The following is an 11,523-nucleotide window of genomic DNA, read 5'->3' as shown; positions in this document are numbered from 1 at the left end:
CCTGTCGGATTTCATCCGCGCCAAACGTCTTCCAGATAATCGAGCGCCGATGCGGCCAACAATCAGGTCAAGCGACAGTCGTCAAACGATCGCGGCGACCTATTTCGGTGACCAGCACGGGGTCGACAACCAGGAAAGGAGACCATCATGCTCGCAAACAGCAATGCAACGGCCAATCTCGCGGTGAAGGATCTCGCGAAAGCCAAGGCTTTCTATGAGGGAACGCTTGGCCTGAAACAGGTGCACGATGAGGGCGGCGAACTGATCGTCTACAAAAGCGGCGATACCACCCTCAACGTCTATCATTCTCAATTTGCCGGAACCAACAAGGCGACAGCGGTAACCTGGATGGTTGGCGACGAGATCGGCAACATCGTCAAGGAACTGAAGTCGAAGGGCGTCGCCTTCGAGCACTATCAGATGCCGGGCTTGACGCTGGAGGGCGATCTCCACGTCGGTTACGGAATGAAGGTCGCCTGGTTCAAGGACCCGGACGGCAACATCCTGAACCTTGTGGACAGGTAGATTTCTTTACGTCACCTCGCCAGGCCAACCGCGAGGTAGGTGAGCGCTGAAATCAAAGCGGTGGCCGGCAAGGTGACGATCCAGGCAATGACGATATTGCCGGCAATGCCCCAGCGCACGGCCGAGACGCGGCGGGCGGCGCCGACGCCGATGATGGCGCCAGTGATGGTGTGCGTGGTCGATACGGGAATGCCGAGCCAGGTCGCCGCAAACAGCGTGATCGCCCCGCCGGTCTCGGCGCAAAAACCCTGCATCGGGTTCAGCCGGGTGATCTTCGAGCCCATGGTGTGGACGATGCGCCAGCCACCGAACAGGGTGCCTAGCGCCAGCGCCGCCTGACAGGTGAGGACAACCCAGAGCGGTACATGGAAAGTCGCGCCGAGCATGCCTTGTGAATAGAGCAGCACGGCAATGATGCCCATGGTCTTCTGGGCGTCGTTGCCGCCGTGCCCGAGGGAATAGAGCGAGGCGGAAAAAAACTGCATGACGCGGAACGTGCTGTCGACCGCAAACGGCGTCTGGCGCACGAAGAGCCACGAGACGACAAGAATCAGGACGAGCGCCAGGATAAAGCCGGTCGCCGGCGACAAGACGATTGCCGCAACCGTCTTGCCAAGCCCGGTCCAGACGATGGCGCCCACGCCTGCCTTGGCCACACCGGCGCCGACCAGGCCGCCGATCAGCGCATGTGAGCTACTCGAAGGGATGCCGGCGATCCAGGTGACGATGTTCCAGACGATGGCGCCGACGAGGGCTGCAAAGATCACCGCCGGGGTGACGATGCTGACGTCGATGATACCTTTGCCTATGGTCTCGGCAACGTGGAGGCCAAAGAACATGAAGGCGATGAAATTGAAGAATGCCGCCCACAGCACCGCATATTGCGGCCGCAGCACCCTGGTGGAAACGATGGTGGCGATGGAATTGGCGGCATCGTGCAAGCCGTTGAGAAAGTCGAAGAACAGTGCGACGCCGACGAGGCCGACCAGCACGGGAAAGGCAATGGTGGCTTCCATCACCTAGACATTCTCAATGACGATGCCGCTGATCTCGTTGGCGACGTCCTCGAAGCGGTCGACCACTTTTTCCAGTTGGCCATAAATCTCGCTGCCGATCATGTACGCCATCGGATCGCTGCTGCCGTGCTTCCTGAAGAGATCCTTCAGCCCTTGCTCGTGCAGGTCGTCGGCCCGGCTTTCGACGCGCATCACCTCTTCGGCGATGGCGTTGAGGCGCACCGTGTGCGTCGCGACCTTGTTGAGCAGCGGGATCGCCTCGGCCACCAGCTTGGCGGCGGCGACGATGACGCCACCCATTTCCTGCATCAGCGGATCGAATTCCTTGCGCTCGAACAGCTTCACCGTCTTGACCGTCTTGTGCATCATGTCGATGGCATCATCCATCGACTGGATCAGGTCCTTGATGTCGCCGCGATCGAAAGGCGTGATGAAGGAGCGCCGCACCGCCAGCAGGACTTCCGCGGTGATGTGGTCGGCCTCATCTTCGAGATCGACGATTTTCTGGCACCAGAGGTCGATATCCCTGCCCTGGAGAAGCTGCTCCAGCGCCTCGGCGCCGCCGACCACGGTGCGCGAATGTCGTTCGAACAGGTCGAAGAAGCGATCTTCGCGCGGCAGAAGCTTGCGGAACCAGCCCAGCATGGTCGATCTCCCAGTTTCATCCACATAGCGCCGCATCGCGCCGCGGGAAACAGGTAGCCGGCTTAAAGGTGTGGATGCAGGGCAATTGTGCATCGCGCTTGCGGTAAGGCGCGATTTCCCCGACCTTGCAGCGAACCACCGGAAAGATCGCATGATCGACAAGCTGGAATTCTTCATCGCGCTCGCCAGGGAGGAGCATTTCGGCCGAGCGGCGGAGGTATGCGGCGTCACCCAGCCGACGCTCTCGGCCGGCATCAAGCAGTTGGAGGGCCAGCTTGGCGTCATGCTGGTTCTGCGCGGCTCACGCTTCCAGGGGCTGACGCCGGAGGGAAAACAGGTGCTGGTGTGGGCACGCCGCATCGTCGGCGACACCAGGACCATGCGCGAGGAAATGCGCGCGGCGCGCCACGGACTTTCGGGCCGTATCCGCATCGCCGCCATTCCGACGGCGCTCGCCATGCTGCCGCGGCTGACGACGCCGTTTCGCGAAAAGCATCCAGGCGTCACCTTTTCGGTGCTGTCGCGGACCTCGATCGAGGTGCTGTCGCTGCTCGGCAATTTCGACATCGATGCCGGCATCACCTATCTCGACAACGAGCCGCTGGGGCGGGTGACCAGCGTGCCGCTCTATGACGAGCGCTATCAATTGATCACCGCGATGGGAAATCCCTATTCCGACCGCGACAAAGTGACATGGGCGGAGCTCTCAAGCCTGCCGCTATGCCTGTTGACGCCAGACATGCAGAACCGCCGCATCATCGATCAGCATCTGGCCGAAGCCGGCGTGCAGGTGCGGCCGACGCTGGAATCCAATTCGATGATCGTGCTGTTTTCGCACATCCGCACCGGCAAATGGTCGTCGATCATGCCGCTCAACCTTGCGGAAACATTCGGTTTTTCCGAGCCGATCCGGGCCATTCCGATCGTCGAGCCAGACGCCAGCCACACGGTCGGCCTGGTGGCGACACCGCGCGAACCGCACACACCTTTGGTCTCGGCGCTGCTGGACGAGGCAATGGCGCTGGCGGACGATTTCCACGCCAACCGTTCCGCTAGACAGAGTTAGCCGAACGGAGCGATAGAAAATTTCTATCGTGCAACGAAACCGCTTTATTGATTTCAGAGGTTTTCTCTGGTTTCTTAAGCACTTAGCGATAAAGCGGCACGCGCATGTCGTTGTTCCAAAACAGCTTGATGCTTCTGGCCGATATGTATGGGTCGCTACGATAGGGAGGGCGCTGCATGACAATGCAGCCTGCAAGTACCGAGATCACGTCGCGCACGGCCGCGATCATCCAGGAGATGAAGGGCCTCGAAGGCCCGTTGCTGCCGATCCTCCACGGCATCCAGGAAGAGTTCGGCCATGTGCCCAAGGATGCGCTGCCGGTCATCGCCGAGGCGCTGAACATTTCCAGGGCCGAGGTGCACGGCGTCGTCAGCTTCTATCATGATTACCGCAGCCACCCGGCAGGCCGGCATGTGCTGAAGCTCTGCCAGGCGGAATCCTGCCAGTCGATGGGTTCGGACGCCATCGCCGCCAAGCTGAAGCAATTGCTGGGCATCGGCTTCCATGAGACGACCCGCGACGGTTCGGTGACGCTGGAGCCGGTCTATTGTCTCGGCCTGTGCGCCTGTTCGCCCGCCGCAATGCTGGATGGCGAGGTGATCGGGCGGCTCAATGACGAGAAGCTCGACGAGATCGTTGCAGAGGTGCGCTCATGATCCCGCGTATCTACATTCCCGGCGATTCCGGTGCGCTGGCGCTTGGCGCCGAAAAGGTCGCCAAGGCGATCGCCGGCGAACTCGCCGAGCGCGGCATCGAAGCCAAGATCGTGCGCAACGGGTCGCGCGGCGCCTATTTCCTCGAACCAATGGTCGAAGTTGCGACAGCGAACGGCCGCGTCGCCTATGGGCCGGTCAAGCCGTCCGACGTCAAAAGCCTGTTCGACGGCGGCTTCCTCACCGGCGGCCACCACAAGCGCTGGCTGGGCACGCCGGACAAGATCCCCTTCCTGGCCAAGCAGACGCGGCTGACCTTCGCGCGCTGCGGCGTCACGGATCCGCTGTCCCTCGAATCCTACAAGAAGCATGGCGGGTTGAACGGACTGACGAACGCGCTGGCACTGACGCCTGCCGACATCGTCGCCCAGGTTACCGAATCGGGCCTGCGCGGGCGCGGCGGCGCCGGCTTCCCGACCGGCATCAAGTGGAAAACGGTGCTCGATACCGCAGGCGACCGCAAATACATCGTCTGCAACGCCGACGAAGGCGATTCAGGCACCTTCGCCGACCGCATGATCATGGAGGGCGATCCGTTCGTGCTGATCGAAGGCATGACGATCGCCGGTATAGCCACGGGCGCGACCAAGGGCTTTGTCTATGTCCGCTCGGAATATCCGCATGCGGTGGCGGTGATGAACAAGGCCGTCGAGGTCGCCCGCAAGGCCGGCGTTCTTGGCGCCAGCGTGCTGGGTTCGCCCTACGCTTTCGACATGGAGATCCGGGTCGGCGCCGGCGCTTATGTCTGCGGGGAGGAGACGGCGCTGCTCGATTCGCTTGAGGGCAAGCGCGGCATGGTGCGCGCAAAGCCGCCGCTGCCGGCGCATAAGGGGCTGTTCGGCAAGCCGACGGTGATCAACAACGTCATCAGCCTAGCCTCTGTGCCCATCATCATGGACAAGGGTGCGGCCTTCTACAAGGATTTCGGCATGGGCCGTTCGCGCGGCACGATCCCGATCCAGATCGCCGGCAACGTCAAATATGCCGGCCTGTTCGAAGCCGCTTTCGGTATGACGCTAGGCGAAATCATCGACGATATCGGCGGCGGTACGGCCACGGGGCGACCGGTCAAGGCGGTGCAGGTCGGCGGGCCGCTCGGCGCCTACTTCCCGCGCGCGCTGTTCGACACGCCGTTCGATTATGAAGCCTTCGCGGCAAAGGACGGGCTGATCGGCCATGCCGGCATCGTGGTGTTCGACGACACCGCCGATATGCTGAAACAGGCGCGCTTTGCCATGGAGTTCTGCGCCATCGAAAGCTGCGGCAAGTGCACGCCCTGCCGCATCGGCTCGACGCGCGGGGTCGAGACCATCGACAGAATAGTCGCGGGCATCGAGCCGGAGAAGAACCTCGCTCTGGTCACCGACCTCTGCAACACGATGAAGTTCGGTTCGCTCTGCGCGCTGGGCGGCTTCACGCCCTATCCCGTGATGAGCTCGATTACCCATTTCCCCGACGACTTCAAGCCAGCGCCCGTGCGCGTGGCTGCCGAATAGGAACTGGCAGATGAACATCAAGGCCGACTTCCCCTCCCTCGTCGAAGAGATCGACTACGGAACCCCGCAATCGAAGGCGCAGAAGCAGGTCACGCTGAACGTCGACGGTCGCAGCATCACCGTGCCGGCAGGCACCTCGATCATGCGTGCCGCGATGGAAGGCGGGGTCGAGATCCCGAAGCTTTGCGCCACCGACATGCTGGACTCCTTCGGTTCGTGCCGTGTCTGCCTTGTCGAGATCGAAGGACGCGGCGGCACGCCGGCATCGTGCACGACGCCCGTCGGCGAAGGCATGATCGTGCGCACGCAGACCGAGCGGCTCGATGCCATTCGCCGCGGCGTCATGGAGCTCTACGTCTCCGATCATCCGACCGGCTGGAACGAACAGGCCGGAACCGGCGCGAGTGAGTTCGATGCGGTGGCGAAGTCGATCGGCCTGACCGAGAACCGCTACGGCATCGAAGGCCGCAACCACGTCAAGCCGGAAGGTGGCGTGGCGCCCGGCCATGGCTCGCTGGCGGTCGACTACATCGCCCGCGATGAATCCAACCCCTATTTCACCTATGATGCCTCGCAATGCATCGTCTGCTCGCGCTGCGTGCGGGCCTGCGAAGAGGTGCAGGGCACCTTCGCGCTGACCATCGAGGGACGAGGCTTCGAATCCCGGGTTTCGGCGGGGATGCACGAGGCGTTCATCGATTCGGAATGCGTGTCCTGCGGCGCCTGCGTGCAGGCCTGTCCGACCGATGCGCTGCGCGAGAAGACGGTGCTTGCCAAGGGCCTGCCGGAGCGCTCGGCTGTTACCACCTGCGCCTATTGCGGCGTCGGCTGCTCGTTCAAGGCCGAGGTGAAGGGTGACGAAGTCGTTCGCATGATGCCCTATAAGGAGGGGAAGGCGAACCACGGCCATTCCTGCGTCAAGGGCCGTTTCGCCTATGGCTACGCCACCCACAAGGACCGCATCCTGTCGCCGATGATCCGCGAAAAGGTCACCGACCCGTGGCGCGAAGTGAGCTGGGAAGAGGCGATCTCCCATACAGCGAAAGAATTCCGCCGCATCCAGTACCAGTACGGACGCACCGCGATCGGTGGCATCACCTCGTCGCGCTGCACCAACGAGGAAACCTATCTCGTCCAGAAGATGGTGCGGCAGGGTTTCCGCAACAACAATGTCGACACCTGCGCACGCGTCTGCCATTCGCCGACGGGCTACGGGCTCGGCCAGACCTATGGCACCTCGGCCGGCACGCAGGATTTCGATTCCGTCGACTTCACCGACGTCGCCGTCATCATCGGCGCCAATCCGGCTTCCGCTCACCCGGTGTTCGCCTCGCGGCTGAAGAAGCGGCTGCGCCAGGGCGCCAAGCTGATCGTGCTCGATCCGCGCCGCACCGAGATGGTCAAGTCGGCCCATATCGAAGCGGATTATCACCTGCCGCTGAAGCCCGGCACCAATGTGGCCGTGCTGACGGCGCTGGCGCATGTGATCGTCACCGAGGGCCTGTTCGACGAAGCCTTCATCCGCGAACGCTGCGACTGGACGGAGTTCCAGGATTGGGCATCGTTCGTAGCCTTGCCGGAAAACAGCCCCGAAACCGTCGGCAAATTGTCCGGCGTCGATCCAGAGCTGATCCGGGGCGCTGCGCGGCTCTACGCCACCGGCGGCAACGGCGCGATCTATTACGGCCTCGGCGTGACGGAACACAGCCAGGGCTCGACCACTGTGATGGCAATCGCCAATCTCGCCATGGCCACCGGCAATATCGGCCGGCCCGGCGTCGGCGTGAACCCACTGCGCGGCCAGAACAACGTGCAGGGCTCCTGCGACATGGGCTCCTTCCCGCACGAACTGCCGGGCTATCGCCACATCTCCGGCGAAGCCGTGCGCGATATCTATGAGACCTTGTGGGGCGTGAAGCTGGACGACGAACCCGGCCTGCGCATCCCCAACATGCTCGACGCCGCCGTCGACGGCAGCTTCAAGGGCATCTACATCCAGGGCGAGGACATTCTGCAGTCCGATCCCGACACCAAGCATGTCGCCGCCGGCCTTGCCGCGATGGAATGCGTCGTCGTGCATGACCTCTTCCTCAACGAGACGGCGAACTACGCGCATGTCTTCCTGCCGGGCTCGACTTTCCTGGAGAAGGACGGCACCTTCACCAACGCCGAGCGCCGCATCAACATGGTGCGCAAGGTTCTTGAGCCGAAGGCGCGCTACGCCGATTGGGAGGCGACGCAGGAGCTTGCCCGCGCGATCGGGCTGGACTGGAATTATCAGCACCCCTCCGAGATCATGGACGAGATCGCGATGACCACGCCGAGCTTCGCCGGCGTCTCCTTCGAGTTGCTCGACCGTGTCGGATCCGTGCAATGGCCCTGCAACGAGAAGGCGCCGCTCGGTACCCCGATCATGCACATCGATGCGTTCGTGCGCGGCAAGGGCAAGTTCATCCGCACCGAATATGTGGCGACGGACGAAAGGACGGGGCCGCGCTTTCCGCTGCTGCTCACCACCGGCCGCATCCTGTCGCAGTACAATGTCGGCGCGCAGACCAGGCGCACCGACAACAGCATGTGGCACTCGGAGGACCGGCTGGAGATCCATCCGCACGATGCCGAGAACCGCGGTTTGCGCGACGGCGACTGGGTCCGGCTGACCAGCCGATCGGGCGAGACGACGCTGCGCGCGCTGATCACCGACCGGGTGTCGCCCGGCGTGGTCTACACGACGTTCCATCATCCGGACACGCAGGCCAACGTCATCACCACCGACTTCTCCGACTGGGCGACCAATTGTCCGGAATACAAGGTGACGGCGGTGCAGGTCGGCGCCTCCAACGGACCGTCGGAATGGCAGCGCGACTATGACGAGCAAGCCAAGCAGAGCCGGCGCATCGCGTCTTTGCAGGCGGCGGAGTAGTCTTGAGCGCGCGCCGCAAAGCCACGACGCAGGTATCGCGGCTGGCGCACCGCGCGGTTGGGACGACGGCTGCCAACCGGATGGTGCCGGAAGAGACGCCGGTGGCGTTCTCCTTTGCCGGCACCACGCATGCGGTGATGATGGCAAGCCCGGCCGATTTCGAGGATTTCGCGCTTGGCTTCTCGCTGACCGAAGGCATTGTGGCTGCGCCGGAAGAGATCGAAGCGATCGAGGTCGAGGACCATGGCGCCGGCATCGACATTCAGATCCGGCTGAAGGACCGAGCCAACACACGTTTCGAAGCGCGGCGGCGAAGGCTCGCCGGCCCGGTCGGCTGCGGGCTTTGCGGCATCGAATCGATCGAGGAAGCAATGCGCTCGGTCGATGCGGTTGGTGCCTCAAGCCTTACGCTTGATGCCGACGACATCGCCCGTTCGGTCAAGCTTTTGTCCAAAGTGCAGCCGCTGCACACCGAGACCGGAGCGGTACACGCCGCCGGTTTCTATATGCCTGGCAAGGGCATCGTCATGGCGCGCGAAGATGTCGGCCGTCACAATGCGCTCGACAAGCTGGCCGGTGCGCTGGCCAAGGCCGGCATCGATGGCGCATCCGGTGCCGTCGTGGTGACATCCAGGGTGTCGGTCGAAATGGTGCAGAAGACGGCTTCCATCGGCTCGGCCTTCATCATCGCCGTCTCGGCGCCGACCGCCCTTGCCATCCGCACGGCGCAAGAGGCTGGCATGACGCTGGTGGCGCTGGTTCGCGGCGACGATTTTGATATTTTCACCCACCCCGACCGGGTGGTTTGCGGAGTTGCCAAGCATGTCGCATGACGAAGAACACATTATGAGCACCGCCGAGAAGCTGGTGCGCATGGCAAACCAGATCGCCGATTTCTTCCATTCCAAGCCGCGCGAGGAAGGCATTGCCGGCGTCGCCGAGCACATCAACAAGTTCTGGGAGCCGAGGATGCGGCGGCAGTTCTTCGAAATGCTGGACGACGGCACCGGGAACTTCAACGAGTTGGTGGTGGCCGCCTCCGCCAGGATCAGGCGGCCGATCACGCCGGCTGCGGCCGACCTCAAACTCGGACTCGAGCCCTCCCCTGCCGACGTCGCCGCCTCGCAGGAATAATCGCCAAGCCGCGCCGGCTTACATTCGTCATCGCTAAAGTTTAAGCTGCCGCATCCGCGCTGTTCTGCTATGGTTTGACGACCAGAAATCGTCAGGCCGGGGTGGAAATCTCGTGAGGCCGATCGAGACGCGATACGCCCGTAGCGGCGATATGAGGATCGCCTATCAGGTGGTCGGGCAGGGATCGCTCGATCTGGTCTTCGTGCCGGGCTTCATTTCCAACCTCGACCTGCACTGGGAAGACGAGGGCTATACCAGGCTCTTGAAGCGGCTTTCGGCATTCTCGCGGCTGATCCTGTTCGACAAGCGCGGCACGGGTCTGTCCGACCGCGTCGACGCGCATAACCTGCCCAGTCTCGAAACGCGGATGGACGATGTGCGCGCGGTTATGGACGCCGCCGGCAGCGGCCGTGCAGCCCTGCTCGGCTCCTCCGAAGGCGCGCCGATGGCGATGCTGTTCGCCGCCACCTATCCGGAGCGGACGCGGGCGCTGGCGCTCTATGGCGGCTATGCGCATTTCCACAAATGGGTGATGTCGCCCGAACGCCTCGACGCTTTCATCGAGATGGCGGAGACAGCCTGGGGCACCGGCGCCACTCTGCCCCATTTCGCGCCGAGCCGGGTCGACGACGCGCATTTCGCCCAGTGGTGGGCACGTTTCGAACGATTGTCGGCGAGCCCGACGGCGGCGGCGGCGCTGGCGCGCATGAACGCCGACGTCGACATCCGCCACATCCTGAACGTGATCAGCGCGCCGACGCTTGTGATTCATCGCCGCAACGATGCGCGGGTCGACCCCGATGCCAGCCGCTTCCTTGCACAGAAGATTCCCGGCGCCCGGCTGGTCGAGATTGCCGGACGCAACCATCCGATCTGGACCGGCGATGTCGACGGGGTGGCCGATCTGATCGAGGAATTCCTGACCGGCGAGCGCGCCGTAGGCGAAGTGGACCGCGTGCTGGCGGCACTTCTGGTGACACGCATCTACGATACGGCGCGGCTCGGCGACCGCATGTGGAGCGAACGCAGCCAACGCTTCCAGGAAACCTGGCGGCTGCTGGTCGGACGCCATGGTGGGCGCTCTGTGGGCCTGCATGGCGAGTTGATGATTTCGCGCTTCGACGGCCCGGCACGCGCCATACGCTGCGCGGCAGCCCTGCGCGAGGCGGCGCAGGAAATCGGCGTGGCAAGCGCGCAAGGGGCGCATGTCGGCGAGATCGAAATGCGCGGTCCGCCCGTTGGGATGACCGCGCGGGTGGCGATGCAGTTGGCCGCCCATGCCGGCCCCGGCGACATTATCGCGTCGCGTCTGATCGCCGATCTGACGGCTGGGTCGGGCCTGCATTTCACCGACGCCGGGCGCATCAGCGTCGACGAGTTGGAGGAGCCGCTGGCGCTGGTCCATGCGACGTCCGAACAGCATCTGGAACCCGCCTGCCGGCCCAAACCCAGGGTTGCCGAGCCGGCCGCATTGACGGCGCGCGAAAGCGAGGTGGTGAGCCTCGTCGCCGACGGCAAGAGCAATGCCGCGATCGCCGCCGAATTGAGGCTGAGCGAACACACGGTCAAGCGCCATGTCGCCAACATACTGCTCAAGCTGGACCTGCCGTCGCGGGCGGCGGCGGCGGCGTTTTCGGCCAGGCACCCTGGCCCGCACGGGCCATGAGAGCCATGGCGCTTTCGGGCGAAGCGGCCATGGGCGGGTCAGCGCTATCAATTCTCTCCATGCAGGCCAGGCGGATGTCGTCGGGAAAGGTGCTGCGAACGGAGGAGGAAATGCTGACGTCGAACCAAACACTCAAATCGCTTGCGATAGCGGCAGGGCGCCAGCGATGAGGAGATCAAGGAGGCGGTGGCGATGTCCGCGATCGTGCGCCACTGGCCGACGATGCTCAACGGCAGTCAGGTCGATCTGACGACCTTCAAGAAGCAGGCCGACGACGTGTTCGCGGCCGTCAAGGCGAAGTCGCAGTAACAACCACTGCCCGGCGACGAGCGCCGGGCA

General features: G+C 63.6%; 9 protein-coding genes and 3 pseudogenes. 10 read left to right on the top strand and 2 right to left on the bottom strand.

What is annotated here, in order from left to right:
• Positions 1 to 147 precede the first annotated feature (147 nt).
• Positions 148 to 525, top strand: a complete 378-nt coding sequence (locus AC0L2U_RS08720) for a VOC family protein (protein ID WP_027039668.1) — start codon at positions 148 to 150, stop codon at positions 523 to 525.
• 11 nt (positions 526 to 536) lie between these two features.
• On the opposite strand, the gene AC0L2U_RS08715 is transcribed toward AC0L2U_RS08720, so the two are convergent.
• Positions 537 to 1,541 (bottom strand): inorganic phosphate transporter, encoded by a 1,005-nt coding sequence (locus tag AC0L2U_RS08715; protein ID WP_127317733.1) that lies wholly within the window; start codon positions 1,539 to 1,541, stop codon positions 537 to 539.
• A 3-nt stretch (positions 1,542 to 1,544) separates the two neighbouring features.
• Positions 1,545 to 2,186 (bottom strand): DUF47 domain-containing protein, encoded by a 642-nt coding sequence (locus AC0L2U_RS08710; protein WP_127267007.1) that lies wholly within the window; start codon positions 2,184 to 2,186, stop codon positions 1,545 to 1,547.
• A gap of 151 nt (positions 2,187 to 2,337) precedes the next feature.
• Here AC0L2U_RS08710 and AC0L2U_RS08705 point away from each other — a divergent pair, with 151 nt between their 5' ends.
• From AC0L2U_RS08705 to AC0L2U_RS08665, 9 genes and pseudogenes are all read left to right on the top strand, one after another.
• Positions 2,338 to 3,252: a LysR family transcriptional regulator gene (locus tag AC0L2U_RS08705; RefSeq protein WP_127267008.1), complete on the top strand. Its 915-nt coding sequence runs from the start codon at positions 2,338 to 2,340 to the stop codon at positions 3,250 to 3,252.
• 176 nt (positions 3,253 to 3,428) lie between these two features.
• Positions 3,429 to 3,908: a formate dehydrogenase subunit gamma gene (locus tag AC0L2U_RS08700; RefSeq protein ID WP_127317731.1), complete on the top strand. Its 480-nt coding sequence runs from the start codon at positions 3,429 to 3,431 to the stop codon at positions 3,906 to 3,908.
• Positions 3,905 to 5,461: a formate dehydrogenase beta subunit gene (locus tag AC0L2U_RS08695; protein WP_128287515.1), complete on the top strand. Its 1,557-nt coding sequence runs from the start codon at positions 3,905 to 3,907 to the stop codon at positions 5,459 to 5,461. The genes AC0L2U_RS08700 and AC0L2U_RS08695 overlap by 4 nt, the downstream gene beginning before the upstream one ends.
• A 10-nt stretch (positions 5,462 to 5,471) precedes the next feature.
• A pseudogene (locus AC0L2U_RS08690) lies at positions 5,472 to 5,835 on the top strand (2Fe-2S iron-sulfur cluster-binding protein); the annotation flags it as partial.
• A 59-nt stretch (positions 5,836 to 5,894) separates the two neighbouring features.
• Positions 5,895 to 8,384, top strand: a pseudogene (gene fdhF, locus AC0L2U_RS08685) (formate dehydrogenase subunit alpha); the annotation flags it as partial.
• Positions 8,385 to 8,386: 2 nt separating this feature from the next.
• On the top strand, positions 8,387 to 9,217 hold the full coding sequence (gene fdhD / locus AC0L2U_RS08680; protein ID WP_128287513.1) for a formate dehydrogenase accessory sulfurtransferase FdhD: 831 nt from the start codon (positions 8,387 to 8,389) through the stop codon (positions 9,215 to 9,217).
• Complete coding sequence (locus tag AC0L2U_RS08675) at positions 9,207 to 9,518, top strand: formate dehydrogenase subunit delta (RefSeq protein ID WP_023811684.1); 312 nt, start codon at positions 9,207 to 9,209, stop codon at positions 9,516 to 9,518. The genes fdhD and AC0L2U_RS08675 overlap by 11 nt, the downstream gene beginning before the upstream one ends.
• A 112-nt stretch (positions 9,519 to 9,630) precedes the next feature.
• Entirely contained in the window at positions 9,631 to 11,184 is a 1,554-nt protein-coding gene (locus AC0L2U_RS08670) for an alpha/beta fold hydrolase (RefSeq protein WP_473601739.1), read from the top strand.
• Between the two features lie 156 nt (positions 11,185 to 11,340).
• A pseudogene (locus tag AC0L2U_RS08665) lies at positions 11,341 to 11,493 on the top strand (carboxymuconolactone decarboxylase family protein); the annotation flags it as partial.
• Between the last annotated feature and the right edge of the window lie 30 nt (positions 11,494 to 11,523).

The sequence above is a fragment of the Mesorhizobium sp. WSM4808 genome (genome assembly GCF_055811675.1).
This window is presented reverse-complemented; position numbering and strand designations above follow the sequence as displayed.

What these genes read in the sequence shown, in the direction of transcription:
- AC0L2U_RS08720 (WP_027039668.1), top strand. Translation starts at nt 148, where the DNA reads ATGCTCGCAAACAGCAATGCAACGGCCAATCTCGCGGTGAAGGATCTC.
- AC0L2U_RS08715 (WP_127317733.1), bottom strand. Translation starts at nt 1,541, where the DNA reads ATGGAAGCCACCATTGCCTTTCCCGTGCTGGTCGGCCTCGTCGGCGTC.
- AC0L2U_RS08710 (WP_127267007.1), bottom strand. Translation starts at nt 2,186, where the DNA reads ATGCTGGGCTGGTTCCGCAAGCTTCTGCCGCGCGAAGATCGCTTCTTC.
- AC0L2U_RS08705 (WP_127267008.1), top strand. Translation starts at nt 2,338, where the DNA reads ATGATCGACAAGCTGGAATTCTTCATCGCGCTCGCCAGGGAGGAGCAT.
- AC0L2U_RS08700 (WP_127317731.1), top strand. Translation starts at nt 3,429, where the DNA reads ATGACAATGCAGCCTGCAAGTACCGAGATCACGTCGCGCACGGCCGCG.
- AC0L2U_RS08695 (WP_128287515.1), top strand. Translation starts at nt 3,905, where the DNA reads ATGATCCCGCGTATCTACATTCCCGGCGATTCCGGTGCGCTGGCGCTT.
- AC0L2U_RS08675 (WP_023811684.1), top strand. Translation starts at nt 9,207, where the DNA reads ATGTCGCATGACGAAGAACACATTATGAGCACCGCCGAGAAGCTGGTG.